The organism is Bacillus sp. FJAT-26390 (assembly GCF_001682865.1).
GTDB lineage: Bacteria > Bacillota > Bacilli > Paenibacillales > Paenibacillaceae > Pristimantibacillus.
The window spans coordinates 60,128-84,191 of record NZ_MAQX01000002.1; the positions used below are offsets into that span (position 1 = coordinate 60,128).

The 24,064-nt window shown below is 49.5% G+C and carries 25 protein-coding genes; 5 read left to right on the plus strand and 20 right to left on the minus strand.

Annotated features, from left to right (window positions below; all coding sequences use genetic code 11):
- Positions 1 to 13: 13 nt before the first annotated feature.
- The 3 genes from tkt to A7975_RS08695 all read right to left on the minus strand — a co-directional run bounded on the left by tkt (position 14) and on the right by A7975_RS08695 (position 4,284).
- Entirely contained in the window at positions 14 to 2,032 is a 2,019-nt protein-coding gene (tkt, locus tag A7975_RS08685) for a transketolase (protein WP_065384920.1), read from the minus strand.
- A gap of 164 nt (positions 2,033 to 2,196) precedes the next feature.
- Positions 2,197 to 3,099 (minus strand): formyltetrahydrofolate deformylase, encoded by a 903-nt coding sequence (gene purU, locus A7975_RS08690; protein ID WP_053374443.1) that lies wholly within the window; start codon positions 3,097 to 3,099, stop codon positions 2,197 to 2,199.
- 54 nt (positions 3,100 to 3,153) lie between these two features.
- Entirely contained in the window at positions 3,154 to 4,284 is a 1,131-nt protein-coding gene (locus tag A7975_RS08695) for a deoxyribonuclease IV (RefSeq protein ID WP_065384921.1), read from the minus strand.
- Between the two features lie 101 nt (positions 4,285 to 4,385).
- Here A7975_RS08695 and A7975_RS08700 point away from each other — a divergent pair, with 101 nt between their 5' ends.
- The 3 genes from A7975_RS08700 to A7975_RS08710 all read left to right on the plus strand — a co-directional run bounded on the left by A7975_RS08700 (position 4,386) and on the right by A7975_RS08710 (position 6,395).
- Positions 4,386 to 4,823: a DUF2621 domain-containing protein gene (locus tag A7975_RS08700; protein WP_053374441.1), complete on the plus strand. Its 438-nt coding sequence runs from the start codon at positions 4,386 to 4,388 to the stop codon at positions 4,821 to 4,823.
- A 151-nt stretch (positions 4,824 to 4,974) separates the two neighbouring features.
- The gene (locus tag A7975_RS08705) at positions 4,975 to 5,463 is read left to right on the plus strand and encodes a hypothetical protein (RefSeq protein WP_053374440.1); all 489 of its coding nucleotides are present in this window, start codon (positions 4,975 to 4,977) and stop codon (positions 5,461 to 5,463) included.
- A gap of 26 nt (positions 5,464 to 5,489) precedes the next feature.
- A complete protein-coding gene (locus A7975_RS08710; protein WP_053374439.1) occupies positions 5,490 to 6,395 on the plus strand; it encodes a TIGR01777 family oxidoreductase in 906 nt (301 codons plus the stop codon).
- A 12-nt stretch (positions 6,396 to 6,407) separates the two neighbouring features.
- Here A7975_RS08710 and A7975_RS08715 read toward each other — a convergent pair whose 3' ends face one another.
- The 15 genes from A7975_RS08715 to A7975_RS08785 form a co-directional block, all read right to left on the minus strand.
- Positions 6,408 to 8,057 carry a DUF6382 domain-containing protein gene (locus A7975_RS08715; RefSeq protein ID WP_065384922.1) on the minus strand — a complete coding sequence of 550 codons (1,650 nt, stop codon included), beginning with the start codon at positions 8,055 to 8,057 and terminating at the stop codon, positions 6,408 to 6,410.
- Positions 8,058 to 8,084: 27 nt separating this feature from the next.
- Entirely contained in the window at positions 8,085 to 8,600 is a 516-nt protein-coding gene (locus A7975_RS08720; protein WP_065384923.1) for an A24 family peptidase, read from the minus strand.
- 31 nt (positions 8,601 to 8,631) lie between these two features.
- Positions 8,632 to 9,516 carry a hypothetical protein gene (locus tag A7975_RS33560; protein WP_176707699.1) on the minus strand — a complete coding sequence of 295 codons (885 nt, stop codon included), beginning with the start codon at positions 9,514 to 9,516 and terminating at the stop codon, positions 8,632 to 8,634.
- Positions 9,517 to 9,571: 55 nt separating this feature from the next.
- Complete coding sequence (locus A7975_RS08730; protein WP_141680251.1) at positions 9,572 to 11,767, minus strand: hypothetical protein; 2,196 nt, start codon at positions 11,765 to 11,767, stop codon at positions 9,572 to 9,574.
- A gap of 125 nt (positions 11,768 to 11,892) precedes the next feature.
- Positions 11,893 to 12,606 carry a TadE/TadG family type IV pilus assembly protein gene (locus tag A7975_RS08735; protein ID WP_176707700.1) on the minus strand — a complete coding sequence of 238 codons (714 nt, stop codon included), beginning with the start codon at positions 12,604 to 12,606 and terminating at the stop codon, positions 11,893 to 11,895.
- Between the two features lie 12 nt (positions 12,607 to 12,618).
- Positions 12,619 to 12,804, minus strand: coding sequence for a Flp1 family type IVb pilin (locus A7975_RS08740; RefSeq protein WP_053374433.1), 186 nt, complete (start codon positions 12,802 to 12,804; stop codon positions 12,619 to 12,621).
- Between the two features lie 25 nt (positions 12,805 to 12,829).
- Complete coding sequence (locus A7975_RS08745) at positions 12,830 to 13,717, minus strand: type II secretion system F family protein (RefSeq protein WP_065384927.1); 888 nt, start codon at positions 13,715 to 13,717, stop codon at positions 12,830 to 12,832.
- Positions 13,718 to 13,736: 19 nt separating this feature from the next.
- The gene (locus A7975_RS08750; RefSeq protein ID WP_082198090.1) at positions 13,737 to 14,609 is read right to left on the minus strand and encodes a type II secretion system F family protein; all 873 of its coding nucleotides are present in this window, start codon (positions 14,607 to 14,609) and stop codon (positions 13,737 to 13,739) included.
- On the minus strand, positions 14,606 to 15,841 hold the full coding sequence (locus A7975_RS08755; RefSeq protein WP_053377642.1) for a TadA family conjugal transfer-associated ATPase: 1,236 nt from the start codon (positions 15,839 to 15,841) through the stop codon (positions 14,606 to 14,608). Before A7975_RS08755 ends, A7975_RS08750 begins: the two co-directional genes overlap by 4 nt.
- Entirely contained in the window at positions 15,838 to 16,989 is a 1,152-nt protein-coding gene (locus A7975_RS08760; protein ID WP_065384928.1) for a P-loop NTPase family protein, read from the minus strand. Before A7975_RS08760 ends, A7975_RS08755 begins: the two co-directional genes overlap by 4 nt.
- Positions 16,990 to 17,233: 244 nt before the next feature.
- Complete coding sequence (ndk, locus tag A7975_RS08765; protein WP_053374429.1) at positions 17,234 to 17,632, minus strand: nucleoside-diphosphate kinase; 399 nt, start codon at positions 17,630 to 17,632, stop codon at positions 17,234 to 17,236.
- 34 nt (positions 17,633 to 17,666) lie between these two features.
- The gene (locus A7975_RS08770; protein ID WP_053374428.1) at positions 17,667 to 18,467 is read right to left on the minus strand and encodes a pyruvate, water dikinase regulatory protein; all 801 of its coding nucleotides are present in this window, start codon (positions 18,465 to 18,467) and stop codon (positions 17,667 to 17,669) included.
- Complete coding sequence (locus tag A7975_RS08775) at positions 18,464 to 19,099, minus strand: CBS domain-containing protein (protein ID WP_053374427.1); 636 nt, start codon at positions 19,097 to 19,099, stop codon at positions 18,464 to 18,466. Before A7975_RS08775 ends, A7975_RS08770 begins: the two co-directional genes overlap by 4 nt.
- Before the next feature lie 126 nt (positions 19,100 to 19,225).
- Positions 19,226 to 20,122, minus strand: coding sequence for an NAD(P)-dependent oxidoreductase (locus A7975_RS08780; protein ID WP_065384929.1), 897 nt, complete (start codon positions 20,120 to 20,122; stop codon positions 19,226 to 19,228).
- A 188-nt stretch (positions 20,123 to 20,310) separates the two neighbouring features.
- Positions 20,311 to 22,095 carry a M3 family oligoendopeptidase gene (locus tag A7975_RS08785; protein ID WP_065384930.1) on the minus strand — a complete coding sequence of 595 codons (1,785 nt, stop codon included), beginning with the start codon at positions 22,093 to 22,095 and terminating at the stop codon, positions 20,311 to 20,313.
- Between the two features lie 112 nt (positions 22,096 to 22,207).
- Between A7975_RS08785 and A7975_RS08790 the strand changes: the two genes are divergently transcribed.
- On the plus strand, positions 22,208 to 22,378 hold the full coding sequence (locus tag A7975_RS08790) for a YycC family protein (RefSeq protein ID WP_065384931.1): 171 nt from the start codon (positions 22,208 to 22,210) through the stop codon (positions 22,376 to 22,378).
- On the plus strand, positions 22,375 to 22,617 hold the full coding sequence (locus A7975_RS08795) for a hypothetical protein (RefSeq protein ID WP_053374424.1): 243 nt from the start codon (positions 22,375 to 22,377) through the stop codon (positions 22,615 to 22,617). Before A7975_RS08790 ends, A7975_RS08795 begins: the two co-directional genes overlap by 4 nt.
- On the opposite strand, the gene A7975_RS08800 is transcribed toward A7975_RS08795, so the two are convergent.
- Positions 22,614 to 23,354 (minus strand): DUF2225 domain-containing protein, encoded by a 741-nt coding sequence (locus A7975_RS08800; RefSeq protein ID WP_141680252.1) that lies wholly within the window; start codon positions 23,352 to 23,354, stop codon positions 22,614 to 22,616. The genes A7975_RS08795 and A7975_RS08800 overlap by 4 nt on opposite strands.
- Before the next feature lie 4 nt (positions 23,355 to 23,358).
- Positions 23,359 to 23,748, minus strand: coding sequence for a globin domain-containing protein (locus A7975_RS08805; protein ID WP_065384932.1), 390 nt, complete (start codon positions 23,746 to 23,748; stop codon positions 23,359 to 23,361).
- Between the last annotated feature and the right edge of the window lie 316 nt (positions 23,749 to 24,064).

Genomic DNA, 24,064 nt, shown 5'->3' on the forward strand with positions numbered 1-24,064 from the left:
GCTTGAATCGCTATTACAGCAATGCTTTTACTTTGCTAACAACATTTTCTACCGTAAAGCCATACTCTTTGATTACGCGATCGCCAGGTGCGGATGCGCCGAAACGGTCGATAGCAAGAATATCGCCTTGGTCTCCTGTGTAACGCTCCCAGCCGAATGGATGAGCCATTTCGATGGCAAGACGAGCTTTAACCTCAGGAAGAATGACGGAGTTTTTGTACTCCTTCGATTGCTTCTCGAACAAATCCCAGCTCGGCATGCTGACGACACGTACTTGAATGCCTTCTTCTGCCAATGCTTTTTGAGCGGCTACAGCTAGTTGCACCTCAGAGCCAGTTGCAAGAATTTGCGCTTGCGGCTTGCCGTTTGCTGCATCGGATACAACGTATGCTCCGCGGCGTAGGTTAGCGTGAACATCACTCACTGTGCCTTCAAGGATAGGCAGGTTTTGACGAGTAAGCACAAGTGCTACCGGGTTGCCTGTGTTCTCAACGGCATATGCCCATGCTGCCGAAGTTTCGTTAGCATCAGCCGGACGAATAACCGTAAGGTCAGGGATGATGCGGATCGAAGCAAGCTGCTCGATCGGCTCATGCGTAGGACCGTCTTCGCCTACTGCGATACTGTCATGCGTCAATACATAAACGACAGGAAGCTTCATCAGTGCAGCAAGACGAACAGCCGGACGAAGGTAATCCGTAAATACGAAGAACGTACCGCCGAATACTTTCAAGCCGCTATGCAGCGCAATACCGTTCATTGCAGCAGCCATTCCGAATTCACGAACGCCATAGTAAAGATTGCGGCCATCGTAGCTGCCTGGTTTGAACTGCGTCAAACCTTTCAGGTGAGTCATTGTCGAGCTTTCAAGGTCAGCGGATCCGCCGAAAATCGTCGGTACGTTTTTCGCAAGGCCGTTAAGCGCGTTGCCTGAAGCTACGCGAGTCGATACCGCGTTGTCTGCCGTTGTGTATGCAGGAAGGTCAGCGTCCCAGCCCTCTGGCAATGCACCAGAGATCGCAAGCTCGAATTGAGCCGCAAGCTCAGGGAAAGCTGCTTTATATGCTGCGAAGCTAGCGTCCCACTCTGCATTGGCTTGCTCGCCGCTGCTTTTCACTTCTGCGAAATGAGCGCGAACTTCGTCAGGCACGTGGAACTGAAGATCTTCCGACCAGCCGTATGCTTGCTTCGTCAATTTTGTTTCGTCAGCGCCAAGCGGTGATCCGTGAGGACCTGCATGTCCGCCTTTGCCGCCTTTGTTCGGGCTGCCGTAGCCGATAACCGTTTTCACTTCGATCAAAGTCGGTTTGGACAGATCCGCTTGCGCTTCAGCTACTGCTTTAGAAAGCGCATCAAGATCGTTGCCGTCTTCTACGCGAAGCACTTGCCAGCCGTAGCCTTCAAAACGTTTTTGAACGCTCTCGGAATACGAAAGGCTCAGCTCGCCGTCAAGCGAGATATCGTTGGAATCATATAGAACAACCAATTTGCCAAGCTGCAAGTGGCCCGCGAAGGAAGCAGCCTCGTGGGATACGCCCTCCATCAAGTCGCCGTCGCCGCAAATGGAGTATGTGAAGTGGTTGATTAGATCGTGGCCTTCTTTATTGTAAGTAGCGCCAAGCTGTGCTTCGGCAATCGCCATACCTACAGCCATCGCAATACCTTGTCCAAGAGGACCCGTAGTTGCATCAACGCCTGCCGTGTGGCCAAACTCCGGATGCCCTGGAGTCAGAGAGCCCCATTGGCGGAAGTTTTTCAGCTCGTCGAGCGGCAAGTCATAGCCGGAAAGGTGGAGAAGGCTGTAAAGCAGCATCGAGCCGTGACCCGCGGACAAAACAAAGCGGTCGCGGTTAATCCATGTAGGGTTCGATGGGTTATGCTTCATATTTTTTGCAAACAGCTGATAGCCCATTGGAGCAGCGCCCATTGGCATACCAGGGTGGCCTGATTTCGCTTTCTCGATGGAGTCGATCGCAAGTGTACGGATCGTATCGATTGAAAGCTGGTCAATTGATTTTTGTGTAACTGTCATTCCATTTGCCTCCTATGGTCTACTCTAGTCTAATATTCGTCTCGTTATATGGTTTCTCAATAACGATCGCAGCGTCATACCAGTACGCAATAACTTTGAATATTGTATCACTCTGCATGCTTGTTTTCCATCATAAAAATAAGAATACTCGCATAAATATGCAGCTAGTTGAATACAACCGTTTTGTTATTATGCACGATTACGCGATCTTCAATATGCCATTTTACAGCGCGAGCGAGCACGACGCGTTCGATCGTACGGCCAATGCGCTTCAAATCATCTACATTGTCGCGGTGGCTGACGCGCTGAACGTCCTGCTCGATGATTGGTCCGCCATCTAGTTCCTCTGTCACATAATGCGCAGTTGCGCCGATAATTTTCACGCCGCGTGTATAGGCCTGTGCATAGGGCTTGCCGCCCACAAATGCCGGAAGGAACGAGTGGTGAATATTAATGATGCGATTCGGGAACTGCTCGATAAACTTAGGTGAAATAATTTGCATGTAGCGTGCCAATACGACGATATCCGCCTTATCCGCCACGACCTCCATTTGCTTGCGCTCCGCCTCAGCCTTCGTAGCAGCCGTAACCGGAATATGGTGATAGGCAATTCCGAAGGACTCTACAAGCTCCCGCATATCCGGATGGTTACTGATAACCATCGAAATATCGGCATCTAGGTCTCCTGCCTTCCACTGCCATAGCAGCTCCAGCAAGCAATGATCCTCTTTGGATACAAATATGGCAAGACGCTTCTTGCGGCTAGCGCGGAAAGTATGCCACTTCATATCGAAGCGATCAGCTACTCTTGCGAAATCCTCCACGAGTACAGGTAGCTCCTTATCTAGATCAAGCAAATCAAATTCGAAGCGGATAAAAAACATGCCGCCTTCCGGATCCATTGTATATTGGTCCGATTGCACGATATTCGCTCCGTGCTCATATAGGAAATGCGATACGGCCGCAACGATGCCCGGACGGTCCGGACAAGAAATCAGCATGCGTGCACGGCCGCTTTTGCCGCCGAATTCATTGGAGATTTCGGACGGTTTGGATTGGGATGACATGGACTTCAAACTTCCTTTCACAACGATATAAATGAAATGTTTTGCTAGCTTATATTAAACCTTGGCAAGCAGTTCCTTGCCGCCGAACCAAGCGGTAATCCGCTGGTTGATCTGTTCTTCCGTCAATTCGGAAGACAGCGGCTGGCCTGCGATTACAAGGTCGTATAGTCGTTCCATCGGCTCGCGTGGATCTGCTTTTTTCGCTTTTGCATCATTTTTCAGCAAATCCCACGTAGAGAGCACAAAAACTCTAGGATCAATTTCTTGCTTGCCGAAGAAATGGTGCAGACGCTCTACATCCTCGAAGAACGTTTCGCCAAAACGGCTTCTGCCGTTGCCGTTTAACAAGGCGATTTCCGCTTCGTACATCGGCCGTTCCGTTTTGTCTTCCTTGCCGATCCATGGCGTTTCCAGAATAAAAGGACGCCCTTTCAGCCCTTCATGATGAACGATTCTTTGGATCGCTTCATGTCCAAGCCAGCCTGCGCCGACCGGTGCATGCCTGTCCTTGCCTGCTCCGCGCGAGTTTTTGCTGTCGTTGACGTGAACGACCGCTACGCGGTCAAGTCCAACCACGCGATCAAACTGCTCCAGCACGCCGTCCAAATCATGAACGAGATCATATCCGGCATCATGCATATGGCAGGTGTCCATGCATACTGTCAGGCGATGATTGTCCTGAACCTTGTCGATAATCGCGGCAATCTCTTCGAAGCTGCGGCCGATTTCGGTGCCTTTGCCGGCCATCGTCTCAAGCGCGATGTTTACATTCGTTTCTTTGGTGCCGGCAAGCACTTCATTCAGGCCTTCTGCAATGCGGGCAATGCCGTATTCTGCATCTTTATCCGTATAAGCGCCTGGATGCAGGACAATATTACGAACACCGATATAGTCTGTCCGGCGAATCTCTTCCTGCAAGAACGAAACCGCGAGTTCATACGTTGAATCCTTGTATGAGCCTAAATTAACGATATACGGAGCATGCACGACAATCTCATTGATGTCGGATTGCTCCATAAGCGCCTTGCCTTCTTCAATATATAACGTGTCGACCGGCTTCCGCCTTGTATTCTGAGGTGCACCGGTGTAGATCATAAACGTACCTGAGCCATAGGATAATGCTTCTTGTGCTGCAGTCAGCAGCCCCTTGTCCGAAAATGATACATGGGAACCTATTTTCAACATGAATCTTTCGCCCCTTTCGGTTGATCAAACCTTATTTTACAAGGAATGTCGAAATAAATCTAGGAATACGGTATAATTCATTATTGAGGTGAAAGACACGTATGAAAGTTGCGCCGGATTGGTTTATGTATTTTATCGTTTTTTGGGCGGTCGTCATGGTTGCGGCTATGTCGATTGGCGGATTTTTCATGTTTCGAAAATTTCTCAAGGTGCTTCCGATGCGAGACGGCAAGTCTAAGCTCGATTGGCAAAACTACTGGGTAGAGCGCAGCCGCAGCATGTGGAACGACGATTCCAAGGAGCTGCTGGATGAGCTTGTATCACCAGTGCCAAGCGCTTTTCGCGATATAGCTAAACATTCCATCGCAGCCAAAATTGGTCAGGTGGCAATTGAGCACGGCGCTTCGTCCGTAACGCGCGAGCATTGCATCGAAGGCTACATACGAGCAACTCCAAAACGTGATTACCGCAGCCTAGTTACTTTCCTTGAACGTCAAGGCATCGACTACGGCCCCTATAAGCATTTACTTAATAAATGAGTTTGAGCCGCTCCACGCGGCTTAAGCTCATTTATACTTTCAGCAGCTTGCGAATCCGGTCATTTGCTTCATTGCTTTCCTATGCGTTTATATATAAATGTAACCTAACTAGCGTTCATTTCGTTAATACATACAGGAGGTGGTTCTTATCATGAACTCATCGAAGCGAAGAAGAAGCAAAAAAGCAGCTACAGCAGGAGCAGTTCTTCTAGCTGTTATGCTCGCCACATCAGCTTGTGGCAGCACGAACGCGAATAATGCAAATCCAGGGAATGAACAACAAGGAACAGTCGAGGAAGGGCCGGAAATCAGCCAACTTCCTGAAGAAAGCGGCATGCTTGATCCTAATGTTTCCTCGCCAGAGCCTACTGAAACTCCAGCAAACAGCGGCGGAATTGAGGAGCCGGCAGATCCGGTTAAAGTTAACGAAGGAACATACAGCGGTCTAAGCGACTCGCACTCTATAGAGATAGAAACAGCTTCAGGGACATTGCCGTTACAAATAACGGAAGATTTAAAAAGCAAGCTTGAAGCTTTGCCGGATGACGCCAAAGTGAAATTCGAGTATACGGAAAAAGCAATCGAAGGCGAAGCAAACCTTAAACAAAATTGGCTAGTCAATATCGAGGAAATCAAGTAACGAGGTAAATGAAGGAGCGAACAGGGATGCGGGTTGCGATTGCTGGCGGGACAGGTTTTATCGGACGTGCGTTAACCAAAGCTTTATTGGAGAGAAATGATGAAGTTTATATTATTTCAAGGCAAAGCTCAAAGGAGCACTCTGAGCCCTCCGGCATTACCCGATTAACCTGGAGTGAGCTGGGAACTGATCCGGCTTTGCTTGAAGGCATCGATGCAATCGTTAATCTTACAGGCGAATCCATTAATCAGCGCTGGACGCAAGCTGCCAAGCAGCGTGTCATGGAATCCAGAAGGACAGCAGCAGCCCGCATCGCTAAGCTTATGCAATCGCTCAAACATAAACCAACCGTTGTCGTGAATGCCTCCGGCATTTCAGCATACGGTATCTCGGCTGACGGCATTTTCGATGAATCCAGTCCTACCAACGTTACTGACTTTTTATCGGAAGTGGTGCAGAAATGGGAGCAAGCCGCCGACACCATTGCTGCTGGGCGGCTCGTCAAGCTCCGTGTTGGCGTCGTTCTGGACAAGAAGGAAGGCGCATTCCCATTAATGGCGCTGCCCTACCGTTTGTTCGGCGGCGGCAAAATCGGCAGCGGAAAGCAATGGCTTTCCTGGATTCATCTTGAGGATATGGTCCAACTCATATTGTTTACACTGGACAACGATGATATTAGCGGGCCGATTAACGGGTCCTCGCCGGATCCAGTAACCAATGATGCATTTGGCCGGGCAATTGGAAGAGCAATGGGAAGACCGCATTGGTTTCCAGTGCCGGCCTTTCTAATGCGCACCTTGTTTGGCGAAATGTCTACGCTGCTCCTTGATGGTCAGCGCGCACTGCCTCGCAAGGCGCTTGAGCATGGGTTTATTTTTAAGTATCCAACTGTCGATAGCGCCATGAATGAATTAGTGGGTCGTCGCCGTTAAGATGCGCTCTGTTTATCCCGATCTAAGCTCGTAGCAAGGTCCTCTCGCGCCTGCTAATTGGATAACGTCGCCTAACGAAAGCTTATAGCTTTTGTAAGGTATCATCGCTTCTCCATTTAGCAGGCTCCCATTTCTGGATCCCAGATCCTTTGCTTTATATCCCCCATCAGAGCGCTCGATTTCCAAATGAAGTCGTGAAACGCCTCCAGCAAGATCAGTATAGCTCACGTTTTCACCCATCCGCCCTATTTTAAAACATCCCTCTACCAATTCAAGCTTTGAGTCCTGCCCCTCCCAGCTTCTTTGAAGCCATTCAGCATGCTCGTTAGAGGTCTCTTTCTGTTCTTCCTTCCAGAGTAGTACCGTTGGTTCAGCAGCTGGGTGCATATGGTTTGCGGCGACCACATGGATTGTGGACCCTGAATCGATTTTGCCCTCTTCATTAAGATCGTTCGCCGATTGCTTGGATGCAGCTTTTTGCCAATTCTGCTCACCATAAATATTCACAAGTCCGGGAAACCTTCTCGAGTCTTGCTCCTCCTCATAATCCTGCTCTAGCTGTCCTATCCCATACTCCCTATCCATGGTGTCGGCATGCTGACTATCCTTTTTTCGCCAAACGAACAGCATCGCAGCTAGGAGCAGCAACGTTATACCCAAGCTGATCAGCAAGCTTTGCTTGGTATCAGCTTTAAAATAAACGAAACGCCACACGCATGCTATTCCAATAATCAGCCCTGCTGATAAAATCCATTTTTTCTTCAGGGCTGGTTCGGACTCTTCTAATCTATCGTCCATATCTTCCACAAAAGCGCTGGAAGAAGCTTTCATAGCATTAGAATTATACCCATCATGAAGTGGGAAGGAAGGCTCATGTTGCTTGTGTATGGCTTGATAGCGTTCTGGCTCAGCTTGTTGCTGATGGCTTGCCCATGAATATGATTCTGTTTGCTGAAACGGCTCGGATTGCTGATCCGGGTGGGATTGTTTGGTTTGTTGAGTTTGCCGAGACTGTTGTGCTTGTTGGGTCTGGTCTGCTTTTTGCGGTTGAATTATCGTCTGCGCTACCCTACTGTGCTGCAATGCGGGTATTTCGCCAATCAAATGTAGAAGCGTTGCCCGCAGCTCCGCTAACGGCCATCTTGTGTTCGTTAAATGATGAAGAACCTGCTTTAATCCTTCACCGTCAATATGGTCGATATAGGAGGTGAATCGCACGATTAAAGATAAAAGATCACCCGCACCGGCGCTTTGCCCCGCAGCATCTCCCTTCATAGGCACATAGGCTAACCGAATGTCATGCATGCTCTCTCCAATAAATATAAATTGCTCGTCGAGCAAGCATCCTTCGGGCCGCAGCATATAGTGCTTGCACTCAAACAGTGCATCCGAAATGCCGAGTATTAGCGTGTAATACTGCTCCATCGTTAGCTTTTGCTGCTGCAAGCGATGCAGGAGCATTTTCATGCCTGACAGCTTGTATCGAAAGATGAGCTTCCCATCCAGCTCGAACCAATCAACAGGCAGCAGAAACGGAATCCGTCCGCCCAGCAGCATCTGCGTCTCGATCTCATCAAGCTCGTTTCTAAATATGCCGGTTTCCCGGTCAAGCGTCATCTCATGCCCTTGATTCATCGCAAAATCAATTCGATAGCTCTGCATTCCATTCCTCTCCCCTCAAGCATCGTGCTAGTTGCTGATCATTGACCATACCGTAATAGCAGCTGGCGCAACCGCCAACATAAACGGGAATTTTTTGCCTGACTCAGCCCATTTCAGCCACTGCTTCTTTCGCCATCCTGCTGCTGGAACAAGGATTGCGGTTACTCCTGCCGTTACCTTCTTGCCGAAAGCACGATTCACAACAAGTAGACATACTCCAATCGCACCAGCGTACAAAATGGCATATAGCATCATCTGCAGCACCGTCGCTACTCCAACCCATGCACCCAGCGCTCCAAACAGCTTCACATCCCCGGCGCCTATCCCTCTTGCCAAATAAAGCAGCAGTAATGGCACAAAACCGGCGGCAGCTCCGGCAGCAGACGTTATTACTCCATCAATACCGCTGAAAGCAGCATGAAAAATAAACGCAGCAGCAAAAAAACTTGCCGTTAGCCGGTTGGGAATAATTTGCGATTTTAAATCCGTGACGAAAGCAATTATCAAAAACACGGCTACCGCAGCCGTCTGTATGAGGAGCATGCTACTTTCCTCTCCCTCTCCGTTTTTTTCATTAACTGCCGCCGCTGCTGCTTTTCTCCACTTCAAAATGCATCGATACTTGGTTGGAAGGCTGGCTCTTAACCGATGCGGTAAGCTCCCAGACGCCGGGAGTTGTATTTCCGGATACATGCCAAGTCCATGACACATAACCGTCGTCATCTGCCGCTGCCGCTCCCAAATGCTTCGCTTTGCTAGCGCCGCTTTTGTAAGTAACATCAAGCGATATAACCGCATTCGGCAACGTCTTAACCGTTACGGTCGCCTTCCTCCCAGGCCGCAGAGGCACAGGCTCTATCGCCACAATTTGCAGCGGAATATTTTGTTGATCCGTGTTTTCCAAACCATATCTGGCAGGAGCCGAGTCGCTTATCCAAACACGCTCGGAAGCTTGCTCCTTAAGCACGATTGGCTTCCCGAAGAAGGGAAGCTTTAAAGGAAAATCGTACTCCACGGAAATAGCCAAATACGGCTCTTCTGTCTTCCTCAGATCAGGCAGCGATAACCATTCCAGTCTCAGTCTCTTCGGATCAATAATGGCTGTATCTGCAAACTCTCTTAACAAGGGCTCGACGACTGCGCGGCCAATCTCCGTAGCAGCCATGTTTTGGAGCGGCTTGAAGTCACCTCGCAGCGCGGACGATACCACCTCTCCAACAGGAGAGGGAAGCCACTCCGATGCATCTGCCGCAATCTCGCTCCATGAAGATAAGGAAGTGCTTGTCGTTTCCGTTACGGGAATGCGGGCTGAAGCCTGCTTCAATGCCAACTCTACCGGTTGGATATTTGCAGCGATTTGCCTTACCGATTGTGATGCGGCAGAATGCAGAGCCATTTGTACGGAACATAGGCGAATAAGCATGACAAACACGAGCAAAACAATTATAAGCATGGGCATTACTAACGCTGCTTCTAAAACAATGGAACCTTGGTCATTTTTGCGGCCTCGGCATTTAATAGGACCAACCAATCGTTTGCGTCGTCTCATAGCGATTGCCGACAACCTTTCCCTCCAAAAGCCCGAACTTTCCCAGCACCTGCATCAAGCCGGGTACAAACCATAGCTGCGTAGTTACTTTAGACTCGCCTGTTACTCCGCTCGGAACGGCCGATAGTATCGTTCCGCTATTCTGTTCAATGACCGCGATCATGCGGGCAAAGCTTGCCCCGTCTTCAGCGCCGTGCATGAGTATAAACAGCCTTAAATAATCGGTGTACTTAAGCTCTACTTTCACATATTTAGACAAAGGTGCCGAGCCTCGCTCCGTGAAGGCAAGCATATCCTCAATCGTTTTCTCCAAGCCGTAAATAAGTGCTGCCGACAAAATAAGCAGCGGGTGGCCAAGCGATTTACTTTCAATAAGCCCCTCCATCGTCCTTATGGCTAGACGAGCCGCAAACAACTCCCCATATGCGGCAGCTATGTTTCCAATGGGATTGTGAAAGCCATAAATGATATATTCGGCCTCCTGATTGTTAAATGAAACAGCTTGCGATAGTTCGGATACGTTTCCATTCGTCATCATCCCTCGCAAATGCTGCGGGGCAAAGCTCAAATATCGATTAATCACATATTCCCCAAAATAAAACGAATCTCTTGTTCGCTCGAGCATGCCGGACATACCCGAAAATAAACCGTCCATCACAGCAGTCGATTGTTCACCAGCTTCATGTGCATCCATGGCATTCCCTATTTCCTCAGCCGCGGTCTCCGCCGCTTTGCCAGATTGCCGGTTAAACAATAGATTATCGTTATAACGCTTCTTAACCTGCTCATAAATCTTTATATGCTCTTCTGTCTGAGGGATAGCAGTGATGCCGTGAAGCATGCTGCGTGCCCTCTTCCACAGCGATCCCGCTTGCTCCTCCTGCTGCTTGAGCTGTGCTTTTATGTTGCCTTGCTCAAGCGCCTGCTTTCGACTGCCAATAATGCCGGCAGAGTGAATGTATTTCTCTTCATAGGCACCATATGCAAGCCGCAGGCTCGTAACGCTCTCTAACAATACGCCAGAGGCACTGCTTGTAATCGGCTTTGCCAAGGAAGCTAAGCTGCTTGTTTGAAAACCGCCAGCCTCCATAGCAATGGCAGCTGCAGTAGTTCCTTGTGTTTCTAACTCCTGCCTGTAGTCGTCAAACCAACCATCAGGCAATACAAGCTCATTTGCAGCTTCCTTTACCTGCTTAATATCAGAGGCGCTGTTCGCTGGAACCTGATATGGCTCCGAGCCCGTTATACTTCGCCCGGACACTGCGTCATAGTCAGAAAAATTGGACTGTTGCTTCGCTTGCTCGGCAAGCCTCAGCATGTCCTCATTGCGCAATCGTGCAGCTTCCAGCTCTTGAATGGCATCACCATGCAGCTCTACATGATGCTTCATCATTCCAACGCTCGCTCGGCGAAGTTCAGCCACAAAAGATCTGACTTTATCCTCATATTGTTTAATCTCATTCGTATATTTGGCTTTCTCTCCAGCTGGCAGCATTTGATCATGGATGACCATCTCGGCATATTCTTCGTATTCACTAGCGATACGAAGAGCAGACTCTGCACCAGCAGTCATGCCTCCCGTCTGAACAGGAATCATCGCCGCAATTCCGCTTTCCCCTACCGTTTTGGCCGATTGCTCTTGCAACATCAGCACTCTGGCAAGATGGGCTTCTCGTTTCTCATAGAGCTTGCGCATTTGCTCCAGCAGATTGACGGCAACGGATGCCTCCTTCATCGCCCCTGCCATCGGAGCAAACCTCGCAGCAAGCTCCAGCGTAAAATCAATCGGAGCCTTATACTTCATCTCCTCCAGCACCTGTCTGCCAAACACCTCATGCCTTCCTAAAAATGAGGCTGCATGCAGCTCAGATGACTCCACCTTCATACGAACCAGCTTCATCCCCTGTTTATTCGAGCCAATAGGTCCTTCTGTATTAGCTGTCATCGCCTGCGAGAAGAGCGCTCCCCCCTCTGTACCGCCGCGCCCGAACAGTCCATATCTCTCATACAGGGCAGAATCATAGGCAGAGAGCACGGATCGAACACTAGAGCGGACAGCATCTTCGGTAAGCTTATGCAAAGCTGCAATCCGGGCATAATCAATGAGCAAAGAAAAAAAAAGCAGCAGCGCGGATAATACGATAACCGAAAATATCGTCACTGCTCCGTCCTCTCGAAACAGAAGGCTATTTTTGCAGCTTTTGTGCCAGATTTTTCCGATAGTATCCCTATTCACAGCTGCTCTTCCCCCTCATCTTCTATTCGTTTTGGGCTGCTCAGCCTTGATCAGGGCTTCCGCACTTTAGTCTCTTTGTAGGGAGCCAAAACTTCTCCTGCCTGCGACCTCGCTCCGCCTGTCCCATCGGCAAACTTCTTTGTATAATAGCGAACGAGATCAACGCTTCTAATAAATTCAACGGGATCAACAATAGCTGCAGACGTTACCGTCATTGCCTCTCGCCTCAACCAGCTTTTCTCAACCGATCGATTAGAAAAGGGGGACTTCAGCTTCACTTCGATCACTCTTTTTAGGACACCGCCAAAGTAGCTCATTTGACCTTCGTAGGAAAGGCCAGCTTGTCCGATCCACCTGACAGATTGCTCCATTTTCCGCACGGGCAAAGCGTTCTCGCTTGCTTCATCTGAGCTCTGAGGTGGAATCCTGACTGCTGCGTCCGTCTTCTCTCCACCCGTTCCGAACAGGCTCTTGAGCCGTTCATCCTCGCCAATCCGCCAATACAAGCCGTCGTAACTCAGTTCCGAAAGCATGCCGTTTCTTGCCTCTCGATAGCTATTATCCCAACCAAATGCTGCACGTTCTGCGCTAGCCGAGGCTGCGTAATACAAAACGACCTTTTGATACATATACATGCCGAACAAAATAAAAAGTAAGATGAGCCCCAGCAGCATTGGAAAAACAATGGTCGATTCTAACGTAAAGCTGCCCTGCTCCCGCTTCAGCCAATCTAGCAGCCGTGCCCTCATTCTTATCCGGCTCACTAGCATCACCTGCTAACTAAAAATTTTGTCCGCTTCATCATCCGCTTTGCCCATTAAACGTTCTATCAGCTCAATAATCCAATCCTTGAACAGCAGCGCAATAATAATAACGACTGCTATAATCAAAATAATTTCTAACGTCCCCAAACCGTCTTCCTCTGCCCAAAACGACCGAATCGCTTGTCCTCTTTTTTTCATCGTTAATCTTCCTCTCTGTTTTTGGTTAAGACATAAGCAGAACAGCAGGCGCAGCTACCAAAATCATAAGCACAAGCAATATGCCTACGAGGGGGAAAACAAGCTTCGACGATGCTTCCTCCCCACGCGACCTGGCGATTGCTTTGCGTTTCTCCCATAGCGTATAGGAGAGCTCTCGCAGAGCAAGTACAAAATGTTCTCCGCCTCGGCGATAATTTAGAAGCAGCACCGTCGTAAAAATGGATACCTCCTGTACGGCACATCGTCGGTTAAACTTTTCTATTGCTGAGCTGAAGGTTTGGCCATTGCGAAGCGCTGACACTACATCTCCCCACTCCTTGTAAAGGGGATGCTCCCTCAGTTCCTTTCCTTCCAAGCATCTCGCCAATGCTTGCTGAACAGTCTCCCCGGCTCCTACAAGCAGCATCAGTTTGCTCAGCATGTCCGGAAGCTCGGTAATCATCTGCTGCTTGCGCCGCTCTACTCGCCTTCCTGCTTCAACGAATGGACGTATCGTGAGCACGATTCCGAACACGGCTCCCATCGCAAGCAGCACCGGCTCTTGTCCGATCAGGCTAAGCCATGCACAGACCGTTAAGGCTGCGTACCCCGTCCCGAAAGCCGCTGCCATCTCCGCTTTCGTCCGCTCAATCGTCCAATCGCTTTCCATCAATAGAAGCAGCTTCATATGATAGCTGCTTATTGGCAGCTGCAGGGAATCGAATAGTCGAAGCCGCTCTAGCAAGAGCATAAATGGATGGATTAAGCAGAGCTGCTTAAGCTGCTGCTGCTCCGCTAGACTTGCCCGCCTCTTCCTGCCCGCAAGACGAAGCCAAATCGCATAAAGCGCCGCTCTTCCAACGAAATAGATCCATATCGCGGATAACCCAACAGCGGCAATCGCTGCAGCCATTCGCCTCCCTCCCTATCGGTTACATCTGAATGCTCATTATTTTCGCCATCGTCCAAAAGCATAAAATCAAAAGCAACAACGCTGCCGTCAGCAATAAATATCCGACTCCCCCATAGAGGGGAGCCATGTAATCGGGGGCTGCGAGGCCAAGAAAAGCGAGAAAAAAAAAGGGCACCGCCATCATAATCCGTCCCTCGAACCTTTTCTGTGCAACCATGACCGCTATCTCCTGCTCAGTGCCCAGCTTTTCACTGATAATAACGGAGGTTCGTTTCATCACCTCAAGCAGGTCCCCTCCTGAGCGCTTGCAAGCCGCCAAAGCATCAACAAACTGCGTGATTTCATCGATGCCTGCCCGGTCCGCAAAGTTGCGCAGCGCATATTCAAGAGGTTCCGCATTCTCAAGTCGAAAGTGTACAATTTGGAACTCGATCAAAAGCTCCGTGCGCGGATCCGGATAAAGCAGCTTCAAATCATCTAGCGTCGATAAAAAGGCATTTTCCAGTGAACGGCCTGCCGCGAGCGAGGAAGTAAGAGAAAACAATGCCTCCTTGAACTGCAGCTTCAACCGCTCTTTACGCTGCTGCAGCAGCGATCTGCGCCTATATCTAGGGGCTGCTATTCCAAGACTGGCGAGCATAAACGAAAGGAAAATGGAATGATAAAATAAATAAACTGCGCCATAAATCAGCAGTGCTCCAGCTACTGCAGCAACTACAAACTGGCTCCGAGTTAAGTGATACTGTCCATAGTTTGTTAATGATCTGCCTGCCTTGATATGAGCTAGCATCGAATGACTCTCCCAGCCGCACCATTCAAGCGCCCGCTGCAAACGCCCGCCAAGTTGACTGCGCCGGTTCTTTAACGCACCTGCTCCTCTATGGCCGTTCATATCGCCGTTCCTCCTTCAATGCTCTTTCCAGCCATCGCTAGCTTGTCATTTCGGACGATTAAATTCGCAGTTCGCTTAAGGCTGCCTAGCACCAGTCCGTTCTTCTCCCCCTCCTCCTCAAAAAGGAAAAGCGGATTAAGCAGCACCTCGCCAGCTTCCATGCCTACAACCTCGCATATTTCCGTTACTCTACGCGACCGATCCCGGAATCTCGAGATATGAATTACAATATCGATGGCCGACGCAATTTGCTGACGGATGACTTGCACTGGCAATTCCGCAGCGCTAAGCACCATCGTCTCTAGTCGTGCCATCATATCCTTTGCCCCATTGCTATGGCCTGTCGACATGCTCCCCGAATGGCCGGTGTTTAGCGCTTGCAGCATATCAAGCGCCTCCCCGCCGCGCACCTCCCCTACAATGATTCGGCTAGGACGCATCCTCAGCGATGCGCGAATGAGATCGCGGATCGTTATCTCGCCTTTGCCCTCTGTATTTGCGTTTCTCGTCTCCATCGAAACTAAATTTGGAACGGTGCGTATTTGCAGCTCCGCGGAATCTTCGATCGTTACAATTCGCTCATCCTGTCCGATAAACTGCGATAAGGCATTCAAAAAGGTAGTTTTGCCCGTACCCGTACCTCCGCTTATGAAAATATTGTATTGCGCCGCGATCATCACTTTAAGAAATGACGCGGCCTCCGCCGATATGGAGCCTATTGAAACAAGCTGTTCCATCGTAAGCGGCTGCTCAGGAAATTTTCGAATGGTCATGCAGGGCCCTTTAAGCGCAACCGGCGGAAGCACGACATGTACCCTGGAGCCGTCCTTCAAACGCGCATCAACGATGGGAGAAGACTCATTGACGACACGGTTCACGCTGGCTACGACCGTCTGTATCAAATCCTCCAGCCTCTCTCTGCTCTCGAATGATACCGGCAGCAGCGCCATTTGCCCTCTGCGTTCAACAAAGATTTCTGCATGGTGGTTGATCATAATTTCGCTGATCGAAGGATCTTCCATAAGCGGCTGCAAAATGTCGAGTCCTCGAAACGAATGAAACAGCCTGCGCACCAGCTGTACCTTGCCTGAGGCAGTAAGCGGATGAAGCTCGCACCATTCGAATACGGTTTCTTCCGCCATTCGCATTAAGCTGTCGTCAGACAGCGCGCCGCTGAAGTCAATCTTCGCCCGCACCTTGTCGCGCAGCTTCAGCACCGTCTCCTCGTTCAGCAACTGCCCTCTCCTCCCTCCGGCCAGAGATGCTTAAATAGCTTATCTACCGCCGCCCTATATTGCGGGGACGACAGCAGCGTGGCGTTGCCCGCTCCCCTCCACTGCGGAATCTCTGGAAGCTGAACCCGCGCAAATGCCAATCCATTCGTTTCTTGGCTAACGGGGATCTCAGCCTTTCCTGCTATGCCAACGAATTTGGAGAACAATCGGTGAAATCTGCTGCCCCACTTTTGCTCCCCGTAACGAAGGGCCATCGCATGCTTATTACGTACGGATGCTTCATCATTCAATAACCAAAGCACCTGATTCGATCTTTCGAAAATGGCGGCGTGCAGCTCATCCAAACCGCTTTCCAAATCGATAACGATAAGATCGTATTGTCCGCTCCGCTCGATGACCTTCACTAAACCTAAAGCATCCTCCTCGTTAAGCGTCATTCGATCCTCCATATTCGTACAAGCTGCCAAATAATCAGCCTGCAGCAAGGGGTCACGCTTCCGATGCTCCAAGAGCCAGCTCACCGCTTGCTCGGGCTGGGCTTTAAGTCCATACAATAGCTCGGATAATCCTTCGCTTACTGCCTCTCCTCCACTTGAGCCATTGCCAGGGCGCCGTGATCCAAGCCACATCTCAGACGTATTCCACCTCTCAAGATTCAGATAAAACGTTCGGCAGCGGTGCGTGCTAGCAGCATGCGCCAAGTGAAGCGCCAAAGCTGTCTTTCCGGTCCCGCCCGCTGCCGAATAAACCGTTATAACTCTTACGCCAGCAGCAGCCTCTGAGACTCTTCCCTTATAGACAGGAAGGACAGCGGCACGGGCATGTATATCTATTAGGCGCTGCAACAGCAGCGGAAGCGGCTGATATTGATGCAGCTCATTCTCCTCGCTGCTGTCTCCTAGCTTTAATACGAGCGCAACAATCGGTATGCTTGAAAGCTCTTCTTTCAATTCTTCAATCATATCGGGCTGCGCAGCAATCAAATCAACTCTGTAACCCTGTTTCAAATAATGCCTGCATGCGTTCGCGTTCGTAAACGCGGTCACCTGCCACTGCTCGCCAAGCTTGCTGTCCCGGATATAATCAGCCAGGCGCTTCAAGTATTCTTGCTCACGAACCGCTAGTGCCAGCTGATATTTGCCCAACTGCGTCCCCCCTTCCCGTTAAGAAAACACAAAAAAGCACCGTCGAAGGCGCAGATAGCTGCGGCCTTATACGGTGCTTCCGTGTTTGATCGTTAACTTTGTATAAAATTTACCATAATCTGATTCCATCCGTCAACCTGCCAATTTACTTCTATTTGCCTCAGTTGCTCATAAACTTCTCAATCCCGATAGCGGCAATTAGATGTATCCAAGAAAAATTCCTTTCCCGGTCATCTACCTTTGCCTATCGGAAAAATCGGCTGATTTCACGTTCCGCATTCTCGGCAGAGTCTGATCCGTGGATAATATTGCTTGCTACATCGAGCGCAAAATCACCGCGGATCGTCCCTGCAAGCGCTTCTGACGGATTCGTCGCGCCAATTAACGCACGCGCGTTTTTGATCGCGTCATTGCCTTCCCAGATCATCGCAAAAATAGGGCCTGAAACGATAAAATCAACCAATTCGTCAAAAAACACCTTTGAGCGCAAATGCTCATAATGCTCCTCGGCATGCTCTCTTGACAGCCGCATAACCCTCGCATCTATGAGTGTAAAGCCCTTTTCTTCAAATCGACTGACAATACGACCAACCAAACCACGAGCATATCCATCCGGCTTCACCATTACAAACGTTCTATCCATTTAGATTCCCCCTTGTCTCTATCGGTATAGCCAATTATTTGTTAAGCCATTCAGTTATAATTCCGGCTGTTTCCTCAATTGCGCGATTCGTGACATCGATAACGGGACAATTTAATGATTTCATGACGGATTCCGCATATTGAAGCTCTTCTTCAATTCGCTCTCTCGTCGCATATTGTGCGGATGCTGGAAGGCCCAGCGTTTTCAATCGTTCAGAACGGATTTCAAGCAGATGCTCTGCTTGCATCGTAAGTCCAATGATCAGCCGTCCGGGAGCAGGCTTTAGCTCTTCAGGCGGATTAACCTCAGGCATAAGCGGCAGGTTGGCCGTCTTAATGCCTTTGTGTGACAAAAATATGCTAAGCGGCGTCTTCGACGTCCGCGACACGCCAATTAAGACTACCTGCGCCTGCACAAAGCCCCGCGCATCCTTGCCGTCATCGTATTTAACTGCAAACTCGATAGCATCCATACGGCGATGATAGGCATCGTCAATCGAATGCAGCAGCCCCGGCTCCCGCTTAGGGAAGCTGCCGAATGTATCCACGTACGCCTGCATCATCGGCCCCATCACATCTACGGCTCGTACACCGGCTCTTAGCGCCTCTTCCTTCATAAGCTCCCGAAGCTCCGGCTGTACCAATGTGTAGCTGATGAAACCGCCTGTGCTAAGCGCTTCTGCAATAATACGCAATATTTCATCCTCAGACCTCAGATGTCCGTAACGTTTAATTTTCACATGCTCCGATGAAAATTGGCGCAACGTAGCCTTGGCTACCGCTTCCGCCGTTTCGCCGACAGCATCGGAGCATACATAAATAATTTGCTGTGTCATAACTCTGGCTCCCCCAATTCCCTATCCATCGCGATGTCCGCCATCAGGCGTATAATGTTCGACTTTGACACCCAGCCGGTTACTTCCGGATCAGCCGGATGCTCCTCGCGAGGAACAATGACCGGCAAACAATCCACCTGATGGAGCGACATTTTGCGTACCGCTTCCATGACGGATTCATCGGGCATTAGCGTCACAATATTCGGATAACGGGTCATCACCATACTGACAGGGATGGCTGAAGCGCCAGCGTTTCCTAGCGTTATTTTGAGCAAATCCTTAGGCGTTACGATTCCAACAAACCGCTTCTGATCGTTAACGACTAGAAGAGTGTCTGCATTCTCGGTGAACAGCGTGATGACGGCATCATGCACGGACAAAGAATCGGGCACATTTACGGGAACCCCTTGCACCTCTCTTACCTTCATATTGTTGAATTGCTGCAAAGGCTCGCTGCTCGAACGATAGGTGTTGCCGAGGAAATAACCTACCTTAGGCTTCGCGTCAAGCAGTCCGAGCATGACAAGCAGCGATAAATCCGAGCGCAGCGTCGGCCTGCTGACACCTAGATACTCCGCAAGCTGTTCACCGGTAATCGGCGCATGCCTCTTCACGAGCTCAAGAAGCTCCAATTGCCGTGAGGATAACTGAATCGTACTCTCCCCCTACCTGTATATGAGTCATATTTAAGTTATATAGTACCACTATTCAAAAAATAATATATCATATTAACGCATTACGCACAATAAATAGTCGTTTTATTCGCCGAATATCACTTTGTACAACGCTTGCGTGCCGTTGTTCTCTTCTCCATTCGCAATAACCTGCTCATATAAAGAGCGTGCGAGAGCCAGGCCAGGCAAGGGCAGCCCAAGTTCATCTGCCGATTCTATCGCAATTTTGATATCCTTCATGAAATGCTTCACATAAAACCCAGGTGCAAAATCTCCGTTTATGATGCGCGGACCCAGATTCGACAATGACCAGCTGCCTGCCGCGCCAGCTTCGATGCTCTTTAGCACCTTGCTCTGCTCCAATCCCGCACGCTTCGCGTATGCGAGCGCTTCGCTTACGCCGATCATATTGGATGCGATCGCAATCTGATTGCACATTTTCGTAAATTGGCCGGAGCCCGCTGCTCCCTGATGTACGATATTTTTGCCCATAAGCAAAAACAGCGGCAAGGCCGCTTCAAAGGCTTCCTCCGTACCGCCGGCCATAATCGAAAGCCTAGCCTCCTTGGCGCCGATATCCCCTCCAGATACAGGAGCGTCAACCGCCGCAAGCCCTCTTTCACTTGCCTCCTGCTCGATGCGTTTAGCAAGCGATGGACTTGAAGTCGTCATATCGATCAGCAGACGATTCGGCTTAACATTTTGCAATAAGCCCGCTTCTCCAAAGTAAACCTCTTCTACGTCGGCAGGATAGCCGAGCATCGTAATGATTACATCTGATTGCTCAGCAACTAATTGGGGCGTATCTTGCCATAAGGCACCTCTTGAAACCAAGTTATCTGCTCTTGACTTCGTGCGATTGTATACGTTCACCTTATAACCTGCGGCTAGCAAATGCCCCGCCATGCTTTCCCCCATAATGCCTGTCCCGATAAATCCGATTACGCTCGCTTGATCGATCTTCAATTCTGTCAATTTCATTCCGCCTCTCCATGATAGGTCTACAATTTCAGATATGCTTATTATAATATTGTTCGAAAAAAAATAGCCAGAGACATAGGCTTGCGCTTGTCTCCGGCTGTCCGGTGGATGTCTTCTCGTTTTTTTAATTCTATCTGTCCGAGCCTTAAATAATCTATAGCTCAGACCGCTCATCTTATCCATTAACCTTATTCGTTCGTCATTTCAATAAACTGACCCACATCAATGGCAGTCAATGCAACCGCATCGCGCCAAAAATCGATCTCTTCCACATTTACGCCAAGATGCTCGTTAGCCAGCTGCTCGACGCCCATCCGGCCGGTATCTCGCAGCAATGCGACATACTGATCCTTAAACTCCGGGCCTTCCTTCAGCGCTTTCGCATAAATGCCCGCGCTGAATAAATAACCGAACGTATAAGGGAAGTTATAGAAAGGGACGTCCGTAAAGTAGAAATGCATTTTGGATGCCCAGAAATGGGGATGAACCTCCCCTAGCAGATCGCAATAAGCTTCGCGCTGCGCTTCTTCCATCAATGTGTTCAGCTCTTCTACAGACACTAGACCCTCTTTGCGGCGCGCATAGAACCGTGTCTCGAATAAGAAACGAGCATGAATGTTCATAAAGAAAGCCACTGAACGCTGAATTTTGTCTTCAAGCAGTCCAAGCTTCTCCTCAGGTTCAACGGCAGCATTAAACGCACGGTCAGATACGATTAGCTCTGCGAAAGTAGATGCCGTCTCCGCCACATTCATCGCGTACTCTTGCGACAAAGCTGGCAAGTCGTTCATCACATGCTGGTGATAAGCATGGCCTAGCTCATGCGCCAGCGTAGAAATATTCGAAGCTGTGCCCGAAAAAGTCATGAAAATACGGGTTTGGCCGCTCTTCGGAAACGACGTGCAGAAGCCGCCGGGACGCTTGCCGGGACGATCCTCGGCCTCTATCCAGCCCTCGCGGAACGCAAGCTCCGAGAAGTCGGCAAGATCAGGGCTGAACGTTCGGAATTGCTCTACGATAAAAGCCGCCGCTTCGTCGTATGGAATCGTCTTTGTTGCAGAGCCGATCGGCGCTTCTACATCATGCCAGTCAAGCTTTTCTAAGCCAAGCAGCTTTGCTTTGCGCTCTAGGTAGGCAACAAGCACCTGCTTGCCCTCTTGAATCGCAGCCCACATCGCCTGCAGCGTTGCCTCGCTCATCCGGTTAATTTGCAGAGGATCCTGCAGAACCGATTCCCAGCCGCGCTTCTCATACAGCTTCAAACGAAAGCCTGATATCCGGTTCAGCGTCTCGGCGCACAAGTCAGCCTGCTCCGACCACTCGCGCTCCCATTCTGCGAATGCCGTTTGGCGAACCTCGCGATCCCCGTCGGATAGACGGTTTTGCATTTGGCCTGCGGATAAAATATGTTTCAAGCCGTCCTTGCCGATATCGGTAAATTTCGCGCGCGACACAATGACATTATAATAGTCGCCCCAGCCATGATAGCCGTCTACAGCCAAATCCTCTGCCAGCGCCTCCAGCTCAGGAGCCATCTTCTTCTTCGCAAGCTCCCGTCGTTCGTTTAGGTTGAAAGCAACCTCGGCTAGCTTCTCGTTCTCAAGCAGCGCAGACCATTCATTGTCATCGAACCCGCGCAGTCTATTATCGAACCGGGTCAGTACGCCTAGAAACTTTGCGGATAATGTTTTCACATTGTCGTTGCGTGCGCTGGCTGCGGAGTCCCGAATATTTTGAGCGAGCAAACAAGATACGAATGACTCCGATTGGCGAAGCCGGATTAAGACGCTTTGCAGCAATTCTGTCATCGACGCGATGTCGGATGCAGCCGTGTCCGCTTCCTTCGCAAGCGCAGCATCCAGCTTCGAAATGTCCTCGTCCATTCCCTTTAGCTCCTGCAAGAAAGCAGGCGAGCTTGAGCCTCCCTCATAAAATACGTCTAAATCCCAGCTTTGCGGGTATCCCTTATTCATCTGCTTTCATCCTTTCTTCCATAAAAAAAGCCGAGAAGCGGCCGCGTTTTATTTGCGCAAACCTTCTCGGCGGTGTATAACTTAATTATATCCAGATTGGAGGAATTACACCATGTCTAAACCGTTGCAAATTTCGGCCGATACAGCTATTAAGCTCTCCGAGCAGCTTGGCGTGCCGATCGAGCATTTGATGCATATGCCTCGTCACATTTTGCTGCAGAAGCTGGCTGAGCTTGCTAAGAGCGATGCGCCCGCTGCACCCGATAGCGATCAAAAATCATGATTCCGTTCGAAAAAGCATGGCCTTATGACATTCTAATGGGTGATCTTTACGTAGCAAGCTGTCCCTTCTGCCAAGCGGAAAATGTGCTGCTCCCTGTCAAGCCGGCAGAGCTGCAGGACATTCAAGACGGCATGAAGCGGCTGCTCGTCTTTCCTTGCTGCCACAATAAAGTGACCCTTGTTGACGCAGACCGGGATTACTTGCTGACAGACCGCGTTCTTAGGAAGAAAACTCACTAAGCCGAAGTAGAGATCGATTGTTCAGTCAAAGCATCGATATCGCTTAGAGATGTGTCGCCGGATGCGTTTTTCGATCCGGCTTCCATATCCTCGCGGATAAGCTGCCATTGCTCGCGGCTTGCGCGAATCATCGCGGCATCGACGATTTTCTTATCGTTCACTACGCGGGAGAACCACCGAACAGCATCGTTTAACTCCCCGATTCGACGGCTCAGCTCCCCAATCAAATACATGAGCTTTGCATTGTTAAGCGCAACGCCCTCTGCCTCATAAACCCGTATGTACGCCTGCAATGCAAACCGAAGAAACCTTTTCTCATCATTGTGGTTCGCTTCGTACCGGTACAACCAAGCAATGTGATGCAAAATCCCCGCAATCACACGATCCTTCTCGCCAATCGCTTGCGCGGAGAGCAGGGCGAGCTTGTAGCTCGCCATCGCCTGACTCGCACTGCGCTCGCCGCCGTATTCTTGCTTTTGCCAACGCTTGCCGATTTTATCTTGATACTGCTTTTTTTGTTGATCGTTTAACCGACCCATACCATTCTCAGTCGATGCAAAGCCGCAATACGGGCAAATCCTAACGACATAGTAATCAGGATTCACCTCAGATTTATAATAACCGCAAAAGTCAGAGTCCGTTCTTGCCGCTCTTTTGAAGCTGGGTCTAACTCGCGATGTCATAAACGTATTTTCACAGCAGATGCATTCGATTTTTGATTGGTATAGTGGTTCCATACGATCACGTCTCCTCTTCAGATGTGTTAACAAAATGATGTGCTGGTCCGGATAGTCTGTCGATAACGATTATTTGAAGCTCTTCATCTATTCCTACCTCTTGCAGCGCTCTGCGCATGCAGTCAAGCCATGCTAGCGCACGCTCCGGGGTAATAGGGAAGGGCAAATGTCTTGCGCGCATCATCGGATGTCCATACTCGTCTGAGTATAAAGATGGGCCTCCAAAGAACTGGGTCAAAAATAAATATTGCTTCTCAATAACTGGATCAATGTCTTGCGGGAACAAAGGCCCAATTAATGGATGGGCTTGTACCTTCGGATAAAATGATTCCACAATTAGCCTTAAAGTCTCAGCCCCGCCTAACGCTTCATAAAGGCTTATATTCCTATTCATCGTCAATTTCATCTCCATCTTGTAGGTATTTAGTATTATATCATATAAATAATTTTCCAGGGAACAAAAAAAAGCCCGCATCGCATCCATGCGGACCTAGTCATATAGAACTTATTACCTATTAACCCTCATAGTCTTCTTCCCCAGGCGCTGTAAGAGATTCTCGAATGACATAGACGAAAGCACATACCAAGATGCCAGCGATTATACTCATACTCATCACTCCAACCATTTCAAAGGTAATTCCATTGTACCATAAAAAAAAAAGGAATCCAGCTTTTTGGAAGCGTTTTCTTTAGGTTTCCTAATTATTTTT